Source organism: Candidatus Brevundimonas colombiensis (assembly GCA_029202665.1).
GTDB lineage: Bacteria > Pseudomonadota > Alphaproteobacteria > Caulobacterales > Caulobacteraceae > Brevundimonas > Brevundimonas colombiensis.
Genome location: CP119326.1, coordinates 2486196 through 2503233, shown reverse-complemented (window position 1 = coordinate 2503233; position 17038 = coordinate 2486196). Strand labels below are relative to the sequence as shown.

Below are 17038 nucleotides of genomic sequence, written 5' to 3'. Positions count from 1 at the left end.
GACCATGTTCGCCGACCATTTCTTCGCCGCCGCCGAAAAGGCGATGGCCGCCATCGACCGCAACGCCGTGGAGGCCATGGCTCAGCGTCTGGCCGAGGTGCGCGAGCGCGGCGGCCGCCTGTTCCTGATCGGCGTCGGCGGCAGCGCCGGTCACGCCAGCCACGCCACCAACGACTTCCGCAAGATCTGCGGTTTCGAAGCCTATTGTCCGACCGACAACGTCTCGGAGCTGACCGCCCGCGTCAATGACGAGGGCTGGGAAGGCACCTTCTCCACCTGGCTGGAAACCAGCCGCCTGAAGGCTGAAGACGGTCTGCTGATCTTCTCGGTCGGAGGCGGCAGCGTCGAACCGCCCGTCAGCGCCAACATCGTACGCGCCATCCAACTGGCCAAGTCGCGCGGCGCGACCGTGACCGGCATTGTCGGTCGCAACGGCGGCTATACGGCCGAGGCGGCGGACGCCTGCGTCATCGTGCCCACGGTCGATCCGCAACTGATCACACCATTGGTCGAGGGTTTGGCCGCCGTGGTCTGGCACCTGCTGGTGTCCCACCCGGCTCTCGCCCTGCACAAGGGGCACTGGGAGCAGATCGCACCCGTCGCCGCTCCCACCGCCTGAACGGCCGCATCATGATCACCACACGCACGCCGCTGCGCGTCACCCTGGGCGGCGGCGGCACGGACCTGGAAAGCTATTATCGGCACGACGGCGGCTTCATCTTCGCGATGGCGCTGGACAAATACATCCGCGTCGTCGCCCACCGACCCGCCTTCGATGACCGCGTGGTGGTCTATGGTCCCCAGCCCGAGGTGTCGTCGCGCGCCACCGAGGTTCAGCATGAACTGGTGCGCGCCGCCCTGATGTCGCACGGCTTCGACGACCGGGTCGAGACGGCGTCCCTGGCCGACATCGCGGGCGGCACCGGGCTGGGCTCGTCGTCCAGCTTCATGGTCGGCTTCCTGAACGCCCTGCATGGACTGAAGGGCGACAGGCCGTCGCCTCAGGCCCTGGCCGAAGAGGCCTGCGACCTGGAAATCCGCGTCCTGAACAAGGGCATCGGCAAGCAGGATCAGTATATGGCGGCCTATGGCGGCCTGACCACGCTGGACATCGCGCCGGATGGACAGGTCACGGTCAAGCGCGTCGATCTGGACGCCGAGGTCGAGGCGGCATTCATCGAACACACCCACATCTATTACACTGGCCTACGGCGCGACGCCGCCGTGGTTCTGGCCGACCAGCACACGGCCATGCTGTCCGAGGCGGCCCCACGCCGCGAGACGGTCAGCGACAGCCTGGGCTTCATCAAGGACCTGGGTTACCGCATCCGCGACGCCTGGACGGCGGGTGATCTGGACGGTTGGGGGCGAATGCTGGACGAGCACTGGACCCAGAAGAAAAGGCTGTCGGGCAAGATCAGCTGGTCCGCCGTCGACGACCTCTATGACCATGTGAAGCGCGACATGGGCGTCACCGGCGGTAAGGTGATCGGGGCCGGGGGCGGGGGCTTCCTGATGCTTTTCCAGCCCGGCCACGGCGCCGAGCTTGAGGCCTATATGGCCAGTCAGAACATGCCGCGACTGCGCTACGGTATCGACCGCGCAGGCTCCTGCCAGATGGCGGAAACGCCGCCATGATGGTTCGGGCAGGGCAGACGCCGAACTGGGGCGTGCGTGCGCGTGCGCCGCTGCGGCTTGGTCTGGCGGGAGGCGACACGGACCTGTCGCCCTATTGCGACCAGTTCGGCGGCGCGGTTCTGAACGCCACCATCGACCGCTTCGCCTTCGCCCACATCGACCTCAATCCCGAAGGACGCCTGGCCTTCCGCGCCCGCGACATCGGCGTGGAGGAGGTGATGGACCCCATTCTGCCTGCGCCGGATCATGGCGACCTTGGTCTTCACCGGGCCGCCTATCGTCATGTGGCCCAGACCTGGCTGGGCGGCGAGACCCCGGCCCTGACCGTCTCGACCACATCGGATGCCCCGGCCGGGTCGGGGCTGGGGTCGTCCTCGGCTCTTGTCGTCGCCCTGGTCGAGGCGTTCCGGGTCGCGCTGGACCTGCCTCTTGGCCCCTATGACGTGATCTTCCCCCACAAAAGTGGACGGGGTTAAGCCGCTCTGCGTTCGGCCTCGGCGGGGCTGATATAGCCCAGTGACGAGTGCAGGCGGCGGGGGTTGTAGAAGCCCTCGATGTATCCGAACAGGTCTCTGCGGGCCTGGTCGCGGGTGGCGTAGACACGGTGATGGACCCGCTCGGTTTTGAGGGTGTGGAAGAAGCTCTCCATGGGCGCATTGTCCCAGCAATCACCCTTGCGGCTCATGGATGGGGTGATGCCTGATCGGGCCAGAGCTGATCGATAGGCTTCGGCTGCGTATTGGATTCCACGGTCGGAATGGTGCATCAGGCCGGGTGCGGGTCGCTGGCGTTCAACGGCCATGTTGAGCGCGTCCAGAGCGATCTCGGTGTGCAGGGTCTGACGCATCGACCAGCCCACGATCTTGCGGGTGTGCATATCGAGGATGGCGGCGAGGTAGAGCCAGCCTTCGCCCGTCGGTATGTAGGTAAGGTCGGCGAGCCAGACCTGGTTGGGCGCCGCCGCCTCGAAGTTGCGGGTGAGCCTGTTGGGCGCGATCGGATAGCCGTGGCGGCTGTTCGTCGTTCGGGCGCGACGCGGCAGGGCCGCCAATCCCCGCAGGCCGGCGCGGCGCATCAGCCGCTCCACGCGGGATCGACCGACCCGACGCTCAGCCCACTGCTGGCGACCCGATCAACAGCCTCCCGCTTGAACGAATCCGGAAACACCCGGCATATGAAAACCTATATCGCCTAATATATATTATGTGAAGGCCGCACATATTCGTTTTTGTTGCAGATGTCAGTGTTCCGGGTTCCTGAGACTCCGGCCACTTCCAGCGTTTTGGTTCCAGGTTCGTGGGATTCCGGTTCCAGGTTCGTTGGACTCACTCTCTAGGCCGCTTCGGCATTCGCGCTTTCCAGCACGTGGCTGACGGCTGTGAATACGAGTTCGTTCGGTGTCACGCGCCGACCAAGCGCGACGTCTCTGACTTTAAAGGCGAACCGGACGGGAACGTTGACGCTTATATGCACAGCGTCATTTTCGATCGCAAACAGATACCGATACCTCGCCATATGTTCGCGAATGAATATCTCGACGGTCTCGACGTAGAAGTCGGCGGCTTTTACCCCACGCTGGGCTGCCAGCGCCTTCATTGCTTCGTGCATAGGCCTGGGCAGCCGAATACTCATCGACCGATGGCCGCTTTCCTCGGCCGGCGGAACATCGTTGTGGGTATTCACTCTCGCTCCCATAGGCAGTTTGTCCGAGGAGATTCGCAAACCCGGACTCCGGCGTCTAGCGCTCCAAATTATATACTATTGTATATAAAGTGCGGGGGCTCAGCAGCAGATCGACGAGAGCTATTAGAGACGTTCTCGCCCGAGACCAGTCAGACCCCAAGCACCAGAGTCCGGGAAGCCGACGCCCCTTGAGGGCAACAACGCCGCAACGACAGCCCGGTACTGTAGTCGAGCTCTTCACCGTCGGTTCGTCGCCAGAACTATACAAGCGCGGTGCAGTGTCGTTCGCACCGGTTAAGCTTTTCTACAAGCATCCGGTCAGGCCACTCAGCCTCCGGCGGCCGCGATAACCGCGCCTGGCGTCAAGGCGATGCTGATCAGAATCAGCCCCAAAGCGGGATAGGCGGCCGGGCCAAAGCTGGCCCACAGGCCTGCGATCCCATGACGAGGACCTCCTTCACTCTCGGCGCGCGTCATACGCAGGCTGTAGATCATGACCCCGGTCACGGATAGGCCTGTCATCACCACGCCGAAGACAAACCAAATCAGTCGCGTCGCAAGGCCGCCGAAAGTCCCGAAATGCAGCGGATCCGCCGCCTCCGAGATGCGCTGGTGAAGGTTCAGATCCTCCCCGCGGGTCGCGAGCAGAACCTCTCCGTTACGAGGATCAACCCAGACCGCGTTGGCGCGATCTCGCACCAGGATCGCCCGCGACTGCCCGGCGACCAAGACGCCACGTCCGTTGTCGTCGGGAAAGCTGACGCCCGAGATACGAAGGGCCGGATCGGCGGCCTGAGCGCGGACGATGAGCGCGTCAAGAGCAGCGCCGGCCGGTTGGGCGGCCCCGGTTATGATCTCGGGCCGCGGCCCGGGCGGCGCCCGCCCCCCGAACACCTCGACCACATACCAGACGCCCGTGACGATGATGATGGCGAGAAACCAGATCGACCACAGGCCGGCGAAACGGTGCAGGTCGCCAGTAAACCGCCGCGCCTCTCCCTGACGACCTTTGCGCCATTGGGGCGGGCGGGTGAACCCGCGCCAGAACTTCTTGTAGGTCACCAATCCCGTGATCATGGAGACCAGAAGGACAAGGGCCATCGAACCGACGATCGGAACCCCGATGGCCACCGGCATCATCAGGTGCCGGTGGGTGTTGCGCAGGAACCGATTGACATTGAACCAGCCGTGCACGCCCCGAACCTCGGACGTCCAAGGGTCGACATAGGCGATCCGTAGCGCCCCGTCTGGCCGTTCGATAACCACGCGGGCCGCGAACCAGGGGTCAAGTGGGGCCGAGAGGTACTGTATCGTTGCTTCAGGCTCGGCCGCCTTCACCGCCGCCGCCCAGTCGCCCCATGACGCGGTCGGAGCGCCTCTCGGCGTCACCCTCTGGGCGGGGTCGATCAGCCAGTCGATTTCGTTGGAGAGCGTCGCAAGCGTACCAGTCGCCAGGACGAAGGTCATAAAGATCGCAAGCTTAAGCCCCAGCCAGTGATGGACCCACCACCAGGCCGATCGGCCTTTTCGGAGCTTTTTTTTGCCGGCCAGAACGGGCGTGAGCGCCATGCGACCCGCTCAGAAGCTGTGGCTGACTTCTACAAACACGCTACGCGGCTCGCCAGGGAAGGACCCCTGAAGACCGAAGCCGGATGCTGCGTACGTCTTGTCGAACAGATTGTCGACGCGCAAACGGACCTTGGCGATATCGAACACCGTGGTGATCGAGGCGTCAAAGACCGTGTAGGGTTTGACCCGTTCGTTGTTGAAGCCGACCCGTTCGGACACATACTCACCGCCAAACGCGAAGGCTGTCCGCAGCTTGGGCACTTGATAGCGCGTCCAGAAGCCCGCCTGGTGTCGTGGCGCATTGGCGAAGCGATCGCCGACGGCATTAGTGATGGACTGTCCCGGCGACGTGCCGGTGATACGCGTGTCGTTGTAGCCGTAATTGGCGGTCAAGACCCAGTTTGCCGTCAGGTCTATCGAGGCATCAAGCTCGAAGCCCTCGGAAGTCACTTCACCGATCGGACGAAGCTGGTCTTTGCCGTTGACCGGAGGCAGGCTCTGATCGACCTGCAAAATGTTCTCGCGGATGATCTGATAGACGGCGGCATTGACCTGAACACGACCGCCGTAGAGGGCGGTCTTGACCCCCGCTTCAACCTGGGCCCCGGTCACCGGGGCGAATGGGCCGCCGACATCGGCGTTCTGACTGCCTGCCTCCTGGGGCTCAAACGTGTCGGACCAGCTTAGATAGGTTGAGATATCCTGGCGCGGCTTGAAGATCAGACCCAGGCGGTAGGTGACTTGAGAGTCCTCGAAGTCGACATCGCTCAGGCGGTTGTCGTCCTCAAACCGGTCCCAGCGAACCCCGGCCAAGGCTATCCAGTGATCTCCGAAGCGAACCTGATCCTGCAGATAAACGCCTCCCCGAATAGAGCGGTCGTCCGACCTTGAAAGCGGCAAGGCGTCCAGATTGTAGTTGGCGGCCCCGGTCAGGCCGTAGACGGGGTTGAACAGCGAAAGGTTCGGCACGGGTCCGCCCTGGCTGGCTTGTGCGACGACGCGGCTCTTGAACAGCAAGTCCTCCTGCGCCCAGTCACCCCCGAACAGAATGCGGTGATCAAGCCCCATCGCCCGGACGTCGGTGACCAGATTGGCCGCCAAGGACAGGCTGTCGGCATCACGGTATTGATCTCGAAACTGACGCCGCACGGCGTCCAGCCGACCGTCGCCGTCGGTGTCGATGGCGCCGCGCGGCTCATGATAGTTTTGACGTTCAGAGGATTCCGAATAACGGGCCGTTGCGTCGAACCTCACATTGTCGGTCAACTGGGACGCCAGCCGCGCCTGATAGACCTGGGCCTTCAGCGTGGCGAAATCCGTCGGCTCGTTGTGGTTCCAGGTGATGTCGGTCAGGAAATTTCCGTCCAAATCGACTGGGACGCCCCGCAGGCGATTGGCGGGCAGTTTCTGATCATAGACGCTGGCCTGTAACGTCAGGTCGGTGTGGTCGTTCAGCGCGAAACCCAGGCCCAGATCGCCGATCAGATTTTTAAAGCCGGCATTGACCCGAAAATTGTCGCGCTCTTCATAAAAGCCGCCCGCTCGGATGGTGACCCGCCCCGCTGCATCGACCGGGCCGGTGACTTCGCCCGAGACACCGACCCGATCATAGTCGCCGATCACCCCGGTGATTTCGCCGGCGCGCACATCGCTCGGAGTCTTGGTGACATAGTTGATCGTGCCGCCGGGCGATCCAGGACCATAGAGCATGCCCGACGGTCCCTTCAGGACCTCGACCCGTTCTATGTTGAACAACTGCGGCACGGCGAAGCCGATGAAGGGATTGCCCCTTACACCATCGAAATAGGCCTGATCCTGGCGGAAGCCTCTGAACGTCACGCCAGCATAAGAAAACAGGGTGACGCCGGAGATGTTTCTATACAGATCGGTGATATCTCGCGCGCCCTGATCCTCGATCAGTTCTGCGTTCAGGATCTGCAGAGCCTGGGGGATGTCGAGTGGGTTCTCTGCCGTCTTGCCGATCGTCGTCCTATCGGTGCGATAGAGGCGTTGGGCCCTGCCGGTGACCACTATTTCGTCCACTGTCGTCGGCTCGTTTTGCGGCGTGTCAGGCACGGTCTGAGCGGCAGCCATGACCGGCGCCATCAAACCGAAGACCGCCCCCCCGCAAATGGCGCTGGATGAAACGAACAAGTGGCGGAGGCGCATTATGACCCAGGATATATTTGAGAACGCGTCGCAGTTACTATTGAGGTGATGGGAAAGCAAGCGCGTTGAAAGAACTGCCACAAAGTATTCTGACGGCGCACGAGGCCGTGAGCCGCACGATCGGCCAGCATCCGACCGCGCGGACCAACCGGTAGTCAGCGGCTCCAAGTCGGCAACCCGCTTTTGCAACCTGCCGGGCGAGCTAGAGCCTTACGAAGCAGGAGCGTTCCAGGCGCCTATTCAACGGCCTAGCCGGCTTTCCTCAGACGTCTCTTGGTATGTGATCGGTGTTTGAGCCGGCGGCGGTTGGTGCGTCAGGCCAACGCCTTTGAACCAGAGTTTGAACGCTTCCCAGTGGATTGCGGCCATGACCTTGAGCGTCATGAGAGGGATCGCAGCCGTGACCGTTGCGATGGCGCGGTCGGTCAGCGGTTGGCGTTGAGCCTGTATGGCGGCGGTGATCAGAACGCCTTCGGCGTCCAGGCCGTCGATAGTCATGTTGAGCTGATCATCGGGCGTATGGCCGCGAAACCGATAGTCCATCTCCATGCCCATGAATGGCGAGACATAGAGCGCCTTGGCGGCGCCCTGTCGGATCACGCCCTTCGCCTGATCGGCGGTCGGCACGGGAATGACATAGGCGTGACGCACACCGAATGTGCTGGTGACCTCATAGACCATGGCCGCCAACCGGCCGTCTGTATGATGGCAGTAGTAGAGGCTGATCGGATTGAAGACGTAGCCCAGGACCCGAGGCATGGTTAACAGGCGGACCGGCCCGTCGCCGATGTCGATCCCGGCCCGCGCCAGCCACGCCAGAACCTGGGGTCTAAGATCGCCGGATCCGTCGCCATAATCATGGTCGTTGAAAGACAGCAGGTTGAAGCGATTGCGCGAGAAAAGACGCAGTCGTCGGGCAATGGCGTCGATCTCGACCAGGTCCAGAAAAAGCCAGAAGACGCGGTAGTCCAACTGGTGGACTTTCGGCCGCAGCCGACGGTGCATGACCCGCCCGCGATAGAGGGCTGAAGCCTGGCTCATGCCGCGTAATCCAGACGCGGGGCCGGGTTGGCGGTCAACGAGATGCGGCCGCTCTCGTTTTCGACCGTCCAGGGCCGGCGCACACCGCCAAGCTGTTCGGCCACGGCGAGGCCGGACTGCAGGCCGTCCTCATGGAAACCGGCGCCGAAGTGCGCGCCGCAGAACCAGACGCCCCCCTGCCCTTGCAGGCTCCACAACTGCTTTTGGGCGGCGACCGCGGCCGGATCGAAGATTGGATGCTCGTAAATCTCGCTACGCAACAGGGTGTCGGGGCGCGGCGGGCGCGGCGGATTGAGGGTGACGAACAGGTCGTCGCCCGTCAGGCCCTGCAGCCTGTTCATCCAATAGGTGACGCACAGACCGTCATCCGCCCCGATGTAGTTCCAGCTGGCCCAGGCGCGGCGTCGGCGTGGCATCAAGGAGGCGTCTGTATGCAGCACGGTCAGATTGCGGCTGTAGCGGAAAGCCCCCAGCAGTGATTGCTCGGCGGACGTGGGCTGATCCAGCATGGCCAGCGCCTGGTCCCCGTGGGCGCCGATGATGACGTGGTCGAACCTTTCCACGCCGCCGTGGGCATCATGAACGATCACGCCCTCGTGGGTGCGGCGGATCGAGACGACGCCATGGTCCAGCCGAATGTCCTTAAGCGCGCGGGCCAAGTGTTCCACATAGACCCGGCTGCCGCCCTCGACCGTACGCCACATCGGGCGGCCCACCAGCTTCAGCAGGCCGTGATTGCCGCAGAAGCGGATAAAGGACTCAGCCGGATAATCCATCAATGTATGGGCCGGGGAAGACCAGATGGCGGCCGCCATCGGCAGCAGGTGGTCGTCGCGAAACGCCTCGCTGAAGCCCTCACGTTTCAAATAGTCGCCCAGTGTCAGGGATGGATCGTTCAACCCGGCCAGATCACGCGGCGCTTCGCGATAGAAACGCAGGATTTCGGTCAGCATCGACCAGAATCGTGGTCTCAGCGCATTGCGACGCTGGGCGAACAGCCCTGGGGCGGCATATTCGAACTGTCCATCGTCCAGCGACACGGCGAAGGACATATCGGTGGCGCGGGCCTCGATCCCCAAATGCGCGAACAGCGCGATCAGATTGGGATAGGTGGCGTCGTTGAAACAGATGAAGCCGGTGTCCACCGCAATCTCGCCTGACGGCACGGCCGCCGTGACCGTATTGGTATGACCGCCCAGTCGATCCGCCTTCTCGAACACCGTGACGCGGTGTTTCTGTGACAGCAGCCAGGCGCAGGACAAGGCGGCGACGCCCGAGCCGACCACGGCGATCTTCAACGGTTCGAACGGCGATCTTGCGGGCGGAAAGGACATGGAGGCTCCGTGGCGCGACCGCGAACATGGCGACGACGCATGGAGGATTTACGGGACTGGATCATGATCGGATCGCGATTGATCCAGACATTTCCACCAGCCGTATTAGGGTTCATGCATGGCGAACCCCAATCCTTCGCGCCGACACGGCCTGGCCCGACCGATCTTCGATCCGGCGTTCCGCGGGTGGGTCGAATGACCCGCTCCGACGCTCCGCTGGATCCCCGGCTGCATGATCAGATGATTGAGGCCATCGCGCTTCGTCGCGACCGGGCGGCCTTCGCCTGTTTGTTCGAATATTTCGCGCCGCGCCTTAAGGCCTGGCTGATCAAGTCCGGGGCCACGCCAGGCGCGGCTGAGGACTTCGCCCAGGACGCCATGCTGACGGTGTGGCGCAAGGCCGACCTGTTTGATGGGCGCAAGGCGCGGGCGGCGACCTGGATCTTCACCATCGCGCGCAATCGCCGCCTGGACATTCTGCGCCGCGACGCCCGGCCGCTGCCGACGCCGGAGATCGAGCTGGCCGGCGACGACGTGCTGCGGCCGGACGAGCTTTTGTCGATGTCGCAGGATGCGGATCGGGTGCGTGACGCCCTGGCGCGCCTGAGCCCCGAACATGTGGAGGTGCTGCGTCTGGCCTTCTTCGTCGACAGTTCTCACTCCGAAATCGCGCGCCAGCTGGATTTGCCGCTGGGCACCGTGAAATCCCGCATTCGAAACGCCATGACCAAGCTTCGCCTGATCCTTGCCCCGTCCGAGGAGGCGTCGCGATGAACGCGCGCCGCAATCCGTCCGAAGAGCGGCTATTGGCCTATGCGTCGGGGGCGTTGAGCGCGCCAGAGGCCGTCGTGGTGGCCGCCCATCTGGCCCTGCGCCCCGCCAACGACGCCTGGGTGCGAGAGTTGCAGGCGGTCGGTGGCGCATTCCTGGACGACGCCTCGCCCGCCGCCCTGTCCCCGGATGCGCTGGCGCACGCCCTGGCGCGGATCGAGACGGATGCGGGCGCGGTCAGGTCGCCCGCTCCCCTGAACGACATGCCCGAACTGCCCGAGCCGCTTCGCCGCTATGCGCTCGGCCCCTGGCGCTGGATCGGGCTGGGAATGCGGGTTCGCGACGTCCATGCGCCGCGCGACGGCGACTGCCGCGTCATTCTGTTGCGGATCGAACCGGGGCGCGAGACGCCGAAACACACCCACGGCGGGGTCGAACTGACCTGCGTCATCTCCGGCGCCTACGCCACTGAGACGCAGCGGTTCGATGTCGGCGATCTTGAAGAAGCGAACGACGACGTGCTGCACCAGCCGCGTGTCGTGTCAGACGAGGCCTGTCTGTGCGTGGTCGCCCTGGACGGACAGATCAAGCTGGACGGCTGGTTGGGCAGGCTGATGCAGCCTTTCGTTCGCCTGTGACGGGTTTGGCAAGCCTTTGGGCCGTGGCGGCTGTCTTTATGGTCGTGGTTATGTCGGCCGCCTGGGCGGTTCAGCGCCGAACAGGCCAGGGCGGCTGGGCCGACGCCTTCTGGTCGTTGGGATTGGGAGCCGCCGGCGTGGGCGTTGCCTTGTTTCCCATCGACGGCGCCGCCCCCTCCCCCCGGCAATGGCTGGCGGCTCTTCTGATCGGCGCATGGGGCCTGCGCCTGGGCCTCCACATCGCCAAGCGCGCGGCTGGCGAAGGCGAAGACGCTCGATACGCGCGGCTGCGCAAGGATTGGGGGCGTGGTTTCCAAGCAAAGATGTTTGGTTTTCTGATGTTGCAAGCCGGAGCTGCGGCCTTGCTTTCGCTCAGCATTCTGGTTGGCGCGCGCAATCCGACGCCGGGTTTGACGCTTCAGGACGCCTTAGCGGCGTTGATCTTCGCTGGCGCCCTGTTTGGCGAAGGCATGGCCGACCGACAGTTAGCGGCGTTCAAGCGGAACACCGCCAACAGGGCCAAGGTGTGCGACATAGGGATGTGGGCCTGGTCGCGGCACCCGAACTATTTTTTCGAATGGCTGGGCTGGTGCGCCTGGCCCGTGTTCGCCATCAACCTTGGCGGCGAATGGCCCTGGGGCTGGCTGGCGCTGACGGGGCCGGCCTATATGTATTGGCTGCTGACCCAGGTGTCGGGCGTGCCGCTGCTTGAGGCCCATATGAAGCGGTCGCGACCCGCCGCCTTCGCCGTCTATGTCGAGAAGACGCCCAGCGCCTTCTTTCCGCGAGCGCCGCGTCGCTAGGGCTTCGGCGCGACGCCGATGTGGGTCAATCCCCGCTGCTGGGCGATTTCGATCTGGCGATGCCGTTCTGCATATCGGGCGCGCTGGCTCTCGTCGCGCGTGCTGTCGCAGCGCGCGCAACAGACGCCCTCGATATAGCGGGGTGACGCGCGCCCCGCCTCATCCACGGGCAGTCGGCATCCCCGGCACAGGGTATGCGGCCCCTGGCTCAGCCCGTGACCGACCGACACCCGCTCGTCGAAGACGAAGCAGTCTCCGCGCCATAGGCTGTCATGCTCATCCACCGTCTCAAGATAACGCAGGATGCCGCCTTCTAAATGGTGAACATTCTCGACACCCTCAGCCTTGAGAAAGGCGGTGGACTTTTCGCAGCGGATTCCGCCGGTGCAATACATGGCGACACGCCGCGCGCCGGTCTGCGCCAGCAAGGCGCGGCCCTCGGTGCGGAACCAGTCGGGGAAATCGCGAAAGCTTTCGGTATTGGGCTGCACGGCGCCTTCAAACGCGCCGATCTCGCCCTCATAGGCGTTACGGGTGTCGATCACCAAGGTCTGGGGATCGGCGATCAGGGCGTTCCAGTCGGCGGGCGAGACATAGACGCCAGCATCGCGCGACGGGTCCAGATTCGGTTGGCCCATGGTGACGATCTCGGGCTTCACCCGCACCTTCATGCGATGAAACGGCAACACGTCCGTCCAGGCGTATTTCAGTTCCAGCCTATCGAAGCCCGGCATGGCGTGGATCGTGTTCAGCACCGCCTCCACGCCGTCGACCGGCCCGGCGATGGTGCCGTTCAGACCCTCGTGGGCGATCAACAGCGTGCCCCTCACCTGCCCGGCGTCGCAGACCGCGTGCAGCCTATCGCGAACCGCCGCCGGATCGGCGACCGGCGCGAACCGATACAGCGCCGCCACGCGGACGGTCTGTTCGGGCAAGGTGGAGATGTCGCTCATGTGCGGACCCAATACGCGCCGCGCCGGGAATGGCGCGCCCAGCAGGACTCGAACCTGCAACATCCCGCTTAGAAGGCGGGTGCTCTATCCGGTTGAGCTATGGGCGCTTATGGCCAGACGCTGGCGTCAGTGCGTCCAGGATTGCTTGCGGTTGGTGGCGAAGTTGTCGGCATAGGCCTTGATGATCATCGGGGGATCGTTCGGCTCATGCAGCCGGAAGGCGATGCCGTGGCGCTCGGCGTATTCCACCGCGTCTTCTTTCGAATCGAAGTTCAGGCGGACCTGACCGTTCATGTCGCTGGAACTGGTCCAGCCCATCAGCGGATCGATGGTCCGCGCCGAGGCAGGTTCGAACTCCAGCCGCCAATCGCGGCTCTTGGCCTTGCCCGATTGCATCGCGGTCTTGGCCGGGCGGTAGATGCGAGCGAGCATGGACGGGTCCTCAATAACGGCGAGCTTTCGCCCCTGCCATAACGCGCGCCGGATGCGGAATCCAGCGGCCTTCCGTTGGTCGGGGCGAGAGGATTCGAACCTCCGACCCTCTGGTCCCAAACCAGATGCGCTACCAGGCTGCGCTACACCCCGGACCTAACGGAGCGCCCTATTGGCACTTCGCGCGGCAAACCGCAATCAAGGCTTGAAATAAGGGTGTAAAACTTTGTCACCGGGCTGGGCGTTGATCTCGGCGGCGCGGCCTGCACGCAATTCCAGCACCCCGTTCGCCGCCCCATTGGAGGGAATCGGCGCCTCGGAAAACGGCGTGGCGTGCGAGGCGATCGAGACGATGCGCCCCTGCGGGTCGATATAGAGAATGTCCAGAGAACTGGGGGTGTTGCGCATCCAGAAGCTCTGCTCGCGCGGCGCTTCGCCGGGCCATTGGAACAGCATTCCGCGATCCGCATCCAGCGGCGGCCGGAACATCAGGCCGCGCTGGCGCTCCTGTTCGTCGTCGGCGATTTCGACCCAGAACGGATGTTCGCCCGAGGTGGTGACGATGGCCAGGCGCTGCAGCAGCTCGCCATTCGGGCCGGTCGGGGCCTTGGCCGCACAGCCCGCGACGGCCAGCATCAGCATTCCCGCCAGAATCAGTCGTCTGGTCGCGTCGATCATGCGCCTCTCCTGGGCGCCTGACCTCAGCCGCCCGTTTTGATGTCCGCGACCACCAGCCCCTTGGGGCCATTGGCGAATCGCACCCGCACCGTGTCGCCGGGGATCAGGTCTTCCAGGCCGCAGCGACGCAGCGTCTCGATATGGACGAAGATATCGCCTGGCTCGCGATCACGCACGACGAATCCGTAGCCCTTGGTGCGATTGAACCATTTGACCAGCGCAGTCTCCAGCGCGTCGTCCGACACGATGTCCAGCGCCGCAGGCGGGGGCGTGCGACGAACCGGAAGCGCCGCTTCACCTTCGCCCAGATCATGGATCGCCACCGTCTGCCATCCTTTGATCCGCTTGACGCAATCGCAGGTGATCGGCGCGCCTTCATCCGCGGCGTCCCGGCCGTGGTCGCGAAGGCTGCTGATGTGCAGCAGCACGTCACGCATTTCCGTCAGCGTCGGATCGTCTGGGACGATGAAGCCATAGCCCTTTACCGCATCGAACCATTTCACCCGGCCGATGACTCGAACGGTCTGCGCCGTCTCCATCTCGCTGTAGTCAGACAACTTAAGACCCCCGTCCGCGCCTTTAGCGGACTCGGCCTATATTTAACACCGTTCCGCGAAATTTTGAAAAGCGGAAAATGCACGCGAGGGGCGAAGATTGCCGTTATTGGTTAACAATGGTTAGCCAAGAAGCGGCGGCGACATAGTCCACAATGTGGAACTTCACATAGATCGCCAACTGGAAGCTATAGGGTCGCCAGAGCCGTTCGCTCGATGGTCGTCCTGCCCGCGTGGCAGTCCCTAGGGGAGTCGAACCCCTCTTTTCAGGTTGAAAACCTGACGTCCTAACCGATAGACGAAGGGACCGCTGCGCGGGAGAGCCGGCGATATAGCCGCGCCCTCGAAGCGGTGCAAGCTTGGATTTCCAGTTTTTTGGACGGGATCAGACCATCCGGGGATCGGACACGTCCTCGATCTCGAACTGCACGCCCTTGCGGCCATTCCAGTCGTCGGCCTTCAGTCGCCCGACCACGCTCAAGCCTCCCTGCCCCGCCAGAAGCGCCTGTCCAGTCGGCAGATCGGCGCAGCGCCAGGCGATGGCCCGGACCGAGGCGCCGTCCGGCCCGACCAGACGGCACCGCACATGGCCGCCGTTCATCGCGACCGGCTCGCGCGCCTGAACGCCGCTGAGCGCAAAGGTCGGCTCAGGATTGGCGGGACCGAAGGGCGCCAGGCGCTCGAAAGAGTCGAACAGGGCACGGGTCGCGGCGGACGGATCGATCAGAGCGTCGATCTCCAACACATCCTGGGCCATCGCCTCCACACGTTCCTGCGCCAGTTGGTCGTTCAGAAAGGCGGTCAGTTCCGCCAGACGCGCGCCGTCCATCGTCAGACCCGCCGCCATGGCATGACCGCCGCCGGCCATCAGGACGCCGCCTTCCCACGCCGCCTGGATGGCGCGGCCCAGGTTCATGCCGGGTTGCGACCGGCCCGAGCCTTTTCCGATCCCGGTCACGGGATCGACGCCGACGACGATGACCGGTTTGCGCCACCGTTCACGCAGTCGCCCCGCGACGATGCCGACCACGCCGGGATGCCAGTCGTCGCCAGCGACCACGATCACGGCGCTGTCGTCGGCGTGGGCGCCGGTCGCCTCGACGCGACGCACGGCCGCTTCGGTAACCGCCCGCTCGACCTCGCGCCGCGACAGGTTCAGAGCATCCAGTTCGACGGCCAGGGCCTCGGCCTCGACAGGGTCGTCGGTCGATAGCAACCGCGCGCCCAGATCCGATCGGCCGATCCGTCCGCCAGCGTTGATTCGCGGCCCCAGGATGAAGCCCGCGTGATTGGTTTTGGCTGGTCCCGGCTCGGCGCCGGCCGCCGCCAGCAAAGCGCGCAGACCCGGATTGCGCCAATCGCTCATCACCTTCAGACCCAGGCCGGTCAGGGCGCGGTTGAAGCCCGTCAGGCCGGTGACGTCGCAGATCGCACCCAGGGCCGCCAGGTCCAGCCACTGGCGGATGTCGGGCTCGGGTCTGTCGGCGAACAGGCCGCGCCTGCGCGCCTCGCGGTTCAGGGCGGCCAGAAGCACGAAGACCACGCCCGCGGCCGCCAGATTGCCCTGGCCCGAATTGCAGCCGGGTCGATTTGGATTGACGACCGCCAGAGCCGTGGGCGGCTCGCTGCGCATCATGTGGTGGTCGATGACCACGACGTTCAGGGCGATGGCGGCGGCATGGGCCAGGGCTTCGTTCGCCGCCGCGCCGCAATCGACCGTGATGACCAGATCCGCGCCCGCGGCCTTAAGGGTGTCGAAGGCCCTGGCGCTTGGGCCGTAACCCTCGGTCAGCCGGTCGGGCACATAGATGGGCAGTCCACGCCCCATGGCCCGGAACCAGCGCACCAGCAAGGCCGCGCTGGAGGCGCCGTCGACATCGTAATCGGCGAACACATGGATGCTGGCCTCAGCCTGGAGCGCGTCGAGGATGGCTTCGGCGGCCGCATCCATGTCCATGAAGCTGGATGGATCGGGAAACAGAGCCCGCAGGGTCGGCGTCAGAAAGTCCGCCCCCTGATCGGCCCGCACGCCACGCGACGCCAGGGCGCGAGCCAAAACCTCGTCCAGACCCAAGGTCTGCATATGGGCGCGCACGACCGCCGCCTCGGCCGGCCGCTGTCGCCAGGCGCGGCCGGACAGGGAACGGGACACGCCTAGAAAGGCGTTCAGGGTCTTTGCGGCGCTGTCGTCAGCCATCGGCGCAAGATCGGCGGATTCTGCCGCCAAGGCGACCGCTTGTATGGATTTCACCGCACCGGGCGACGGTCGAGGGGCGGCGGCGCCTTGGCCCGATCACGCAGGCTCTGGGCGAACGCTTCTATTTCCGCCTGAGTGCGCGCGGCGTCGGGCGACACAGGCACGGCCGCGACCTTGGCGGAAATCTGCGCAGCCAGGGCCTCGGGCTCGTTCACGGTCCAATCGATCCGTGCGATTTCGCCGCTCAGGGTCGCATTGTCGGCCTGAAGCCGCTGAGCATTGGTCGCGACCTGACGCACATCCGGCAGGCCTGTCGGCGCGGCGGGGAAATCCTGCCAGCGCGGATAGTGGCGGTTAGCGTCGACCAGTTCCTGCACGCGCGGCGCCAGCGGCGACGTCGCATCCGTCTTGGCGGCCAGGCCGCTGGAACAGGCGCCCAGGCCCCCCGTGATCGCAACTGCGGCGATCGGGATCATCTTTTTCGAAAGCGGCGCGTTCATTTCCCGGTCGGTCTTATGCCATCATGGCGTCGCGCGGAAGGGCGGATCAACCAGCCTGTGGCGCAGGAAGCGCGAAGG

At 64.5% G+C, this 17038-nt stretch carries 17 protein-coding genes, 3 tRNA genes and 1 pseudogene; 6 read left to right on the top strand and 15 right to left on the bottom strand.

What is annotated here, in order from left to right; translation table 11 throughout:
* The first annotated feature begins 4 nt into the window (after window positions 1–4).
* The 3 genes from P0Y50_12280 to P0Y50_12270 are packed head-to-tail and all read left to right on the top strand — an operon-like array spanning window position 5 to window position 2114.
* A complete protein-coding gene (locus P0Y50_12280) occupies window positions 5–619 on the top strand; it encodes an SIS domain-containing protein (protein WEK39309.1) in 615 nt (204 codons plus the stop codon).
* An 11-nt stretch (window positions 620–630) separates the two neighbouring features.
* Window positions 631–1638 carry a hypothetical protein gene (locus P0Y50_12275; protein ID WEK39308.1) on the top strand — a complete coding sequence of 336 codons (1008 nt, stop codon included), beginning with the start codon at window positions 631–633 and terminating at the stop codon, window positions 1636–1638.
* Window positions 1635–2114 carry a hypothetical protein gene (locus P0Y50_12270; protein WEK39307.1) on the top strand — a complete coding sequence of 160 codons (480 nt, stop codon included), beginning with the start codon at window positions 1635–1637 and terminating at the stop codon, window positions 2112–2114. The genes P0Y50_12275 and P0Y50_12270 overlap by 4 nt, the downstream gene beginning before the upstream one ends.
* Here P0Y50_12270 and P0Y50_12265 read toward each other — a convergent pair.
* The 6 genes and pseudogenes from P0Y50_12265 to P0Y50_12240 form a co-directional block, all read right to left on the bottom strand.
* A pseudogene (locus tag P0Y50_12265) lies at window positions 2111–2746 on the bottom strand (IS3 family transposase). The gene P0Y50_12270 and the pseudogene P0Y50_12265 sit on opposite strands and share 4 nt — an antisense overlap.
* 224 nt (window positions 2747–2970) lie before the next feature.
* Window positions 2971–3321, bottom strand: coding sequence for a hypothetical protein (locus tag P0Y50_12260; GenBank protein ID WEK39306.1), 351 nt, complete (start codon window positions 3319–3321; stop codon window positions 2971–2973).
* Between the two features lie 327 nt (window positions 3322–3648).
* Complete coding sequence (locus P0Y50_12255) at window positions 3649–4890, bottom strand: PepSY-associated TM helix domain-containing protein (protein ID WEK39305.1); 1242 nt, start codon at window positions 4888–4890, stop codon at window positions 3649–3651.
* Window positions 4891–4899: 9 nt separating this feature from the next.
* The gene (locus tag P0Y50_12250) at window positions 4900–7227 is read right to left on the bottom strand and encodes a TonB-dependent siderophore receptor (GenBank protein ID WEK39304.1); all 2328 of its coding nucleotides are present in this window, start codon (window positions 7225–7227) and stop codon (window positions 4900–4902) included.
* A 72-nt stretch (window positions 7228–7299) separates the two neighbouring features.
* On the bottom strand, window positions 7300–8100 hold the full coding sequence (locus tag P0Y50_12245; GenBank protein ID WEK39303.1) for a DUF1365 family protein: 801 nt from the start codon (window positions 8098–8100) through the stop codon (window positions 7300–7302).
* Window positions 8097–9434: an FAD-dependent oxidoreductase gene (locus tag P0Y50_12240; protein ID WEK39302.1), complete on the bottom strand. Its 1338-nt coding sequence runs from the start codon at window positions 9432–9434 to the stop codon at window positions 8097–8099. The genes P0Y50_12245 and P0Y50_12240 overlap by 4 nt, the downstream gene beginning before the upstream one ends.
* Before the next feature lie 195 nt (window positions 9435–9629).
* On the opposite strand from P0Y50_12240, the gene P0Y50_12235 reads away from it, so the two are divergent.
* The 3 genes from P0Y50_12235 to P0Y50_12225 are packed head-to-tail and all read left to right on the top strand — an operon-like array spanning window position 9630 to window position 11646.
* Window positions 9630–10208, top strand: a complete 579-nt coding sequence (locus P0Y50_12235; protein ID WEK39301.1) for a sigma-70 family RNA polymerase sigma factor — start codon at window positions 9630–9632, stop codon at window positions 10206–10208.
* Window positions 10205–10843: a ChrR family anti-sigma-E factor gene (locus P0Y50_12230; GenBank protein WEK39300.1), complete on the top strand. Its 639-nt coding sequence runs from the start codon at window positions 10205–10207 to the stop codon at window positions 10841–10843. Before P0Y50_12235 ends, P0Y50_12230 begins: the two co-directional genes overlap by 4 nt.
* A gap of 23 nt (window positions 10844–10866) precedes the next feature.
* The gene (locus P0Y50_12225; protein ID WEK39299.1) at window positions 10867–11646 is read left to right on the top strand and encodes a DUF1295 domain-containing protein; all 780 of its coding nucleotides are present in this window, start codon (window positions 10867–10869) and stop codon (window positions 11644–11646) included.
* On the opposite strand, the gene P0Y50_12220 is transcribed toward P0Y50_12225, so the two are convergent.
* The 9 genes from P0Y50_12220 to P0Y50_12180 all read right to left on the bottom strand — a co-directional run bounded on the left by P0Y50_12220 (window position 11643) and on the right by P0Y50_12180 (window position 16936).
* Entirely contained in the window at window positions 11643–12599 is a 957-nt protein-coding gene (locus tag P0Y50_12220) for a rhodanese-related sulfurtransferase (protein WEK39298.1), read from the bottom strand. The genes P0Y50_12225 and P0Y50_12220 overlap by 4 nt on opposite strands.
* 30 nt (window positions 12600–12629) lie before the next feature.
* Window positions 12630–12706: transfer RNA gene (locus tag P0Y50_12215), tRNA-Arg, on the bottom strand.
* 19 nt (window positions 12707–12725) lie between these two features.
* Window positions 12726–13031: an ETC complex I subunit gene (locus tag P0Y50_12210; GenBank protein ID WEK39297.1), complete on the bottom strand. Its 306-nt coding sequence runs from the start codon at window positions 13029–13031 to the stop codon at window positions 12726–12728.
* A 76-nt stretch (window positions 13032–13107) separates the two neighbouring features.
* Window positions 13108–13184: transfer RNA gene (locus P0Y50_12205), tRNA-Pro, on the bottom strand.
* Between the two features lie 45 nt (window positions 13185–13229).
* Window positions 13230–13709, bottom strand: coding sequence for a DUF192 domain-containing protein (locus P0Y50_12200; GenBank protein ID WEK39296.1), 480 nt, complete (start codon window positions 13707–13709; stop codon window positions 13230–13232).
* A gap of 23 nt (window positions 13710–13732) precedes the next feature.
* Window positions 13733–14248, bottom strand: coding sequence for a cold-shock protein (locus P0Y50_12195; GenBank protein WEK41572.1), 516 nt, complete (start codon window positions 14246–14248; stop codon window positions 13733–13735).
* A gap of 249 nt (window positions 14249–14497) precedes the next feature.
* Window positions 14498–14572: transfer RNA gene (locus tag P0Y50_12190), tRNA-Glu, on the bottom strand.
* Between the two features lie 76 nt (window positions 14573–14648).
* Window positions 14649–16460: a single-stranded-DNA-specific exonuclease RecJ gene (gene recJ / locus P0Y50_12185; GenBank protein ID WEK39295.1), complete on the bottom strand. Its 1812-nt coding sequence runs from the start codon at window positions 16458–16460 to the stop codon at window positions 14649–14651.
* A gap of 50 nt (window positions 16461–16510) precedes the next feature.
* Window positions 16511–16936, bottom strand: a complete 426-nt coding sequence (locus P0Y50_12180) for a hypothetical protein (GenBank protein WEK39294.1) — start codon at window positions 16934–16936, stop codon at window positions 16511–16513.
* Between the last annotated feature and the right edge of the window lie 102 nt (window positions 16937–17038).

What these genes read in the sequence shown, in the direction of transcription:
- P0Y50_12230 (WEK39300.1), top strand. Translation starts at nt 10,205, where the DNA reads ATGAACGCGCGCCGCAATCCGTCCGAAGAGCGGCTATTGGCCTATGCG.
- P0Y50_12210 (WEK39297.1), bottom strand. Translation starts at nt 13,031, where the DNA reads ATGCTCGCTCGCATCTACCGCCCGGCCAAGACCGCGATGCAATCGGGC.
- P0Y50_12220 (WEK39298.1), bottom strand. Translation starts at nt 12,599, where the DNA reads ATGAGCGACATCTCCACCTTGCCCGAACAGACCGTCCGCGTGGCGGCG.
- P0Y50_12180 (WEK39294.1), bottom strand. Translation starts at nt 16,936, where the DNA reads ATGATCCCGATCGCCGCAGTTGCGATCACGGGGGGCCTGGGCGCCTGT.
- P0Y50_12280 (WEK39309.1), top strand. Translation starts at nt 5, where the DNA reads ATGTTCGCCGACCATTTCTTCGCCGCCGCCGAAAAGGCGATGGCCGCC.
- recJ (WEK39295.1), bottom strand. Translation starts at nt 16,460, where the DNA reads ATGGCTGACGACAGCGCCGCAAAGACCCTGAACGCCTTTCTAGGCGTG.
- P0Y50_12245 (WEK39303.1), bottom strand. Translation starts at nt 8,100, where the DNA reads ATGAGCCAGGCTTCAGCCCTCTATCGCGGGCGGGTCATGCACCGTCGG.
- P0Y50_12255 (WEK39305.1), bottom strand. Translation starts at nt 4,890, where the DNA reads ATGGCGCTCACGCCCGTTCTGGCCGGCAAAAAAAAGCTCCGAAAAGGC.
- P0Y50_12275 (WEK39308.1), top strand. Translation starts at nt 631, where the DNA reads ATGATCACCACACGCACGCCGCTGCGCGTCACCCTGGGCGGCGGCGGC.
- P0Y50_12200 (WEK39296.1), bottom strand. Translation starts at nt 13,709, where the DNA reads ATGATCGACGCGACCAGACGACTGATTCTGGCGGGAATGCTGATGCTG.
- P0Y50_12270 (WEK39307.1), top strand. Translation starts at nt 1,635, where the DNA reads ATGATGGTTCGGGCAGGGCAGACGCCGAACTGGGGCGTGCGTGCGCGT.
- P0Y50_12195 (WEK41572.1), bottom strand. Translation starts at nt 14,248, where the DNA reads ATGGAGACGGCGCAGACCGTTCGAGTCATCGGCCGGGTGAAATGGTTC.
- P0Y50_12235 (WEK39301.1), top strand. Translation starts at nt 9,630, where the DNA reads ATGACCCGCTCCGACGCTCCGCTGGATCCCCGGCTGCATGATCAGATG.
- P0Y50_12240 (WEK39302.1), bottom strand. Translation starts at nt 9,434, where the DNA reads ATGTCCTTTCCGCCCGCAAGATCGCCGTTCGAACCGTTGAAGATCGCC.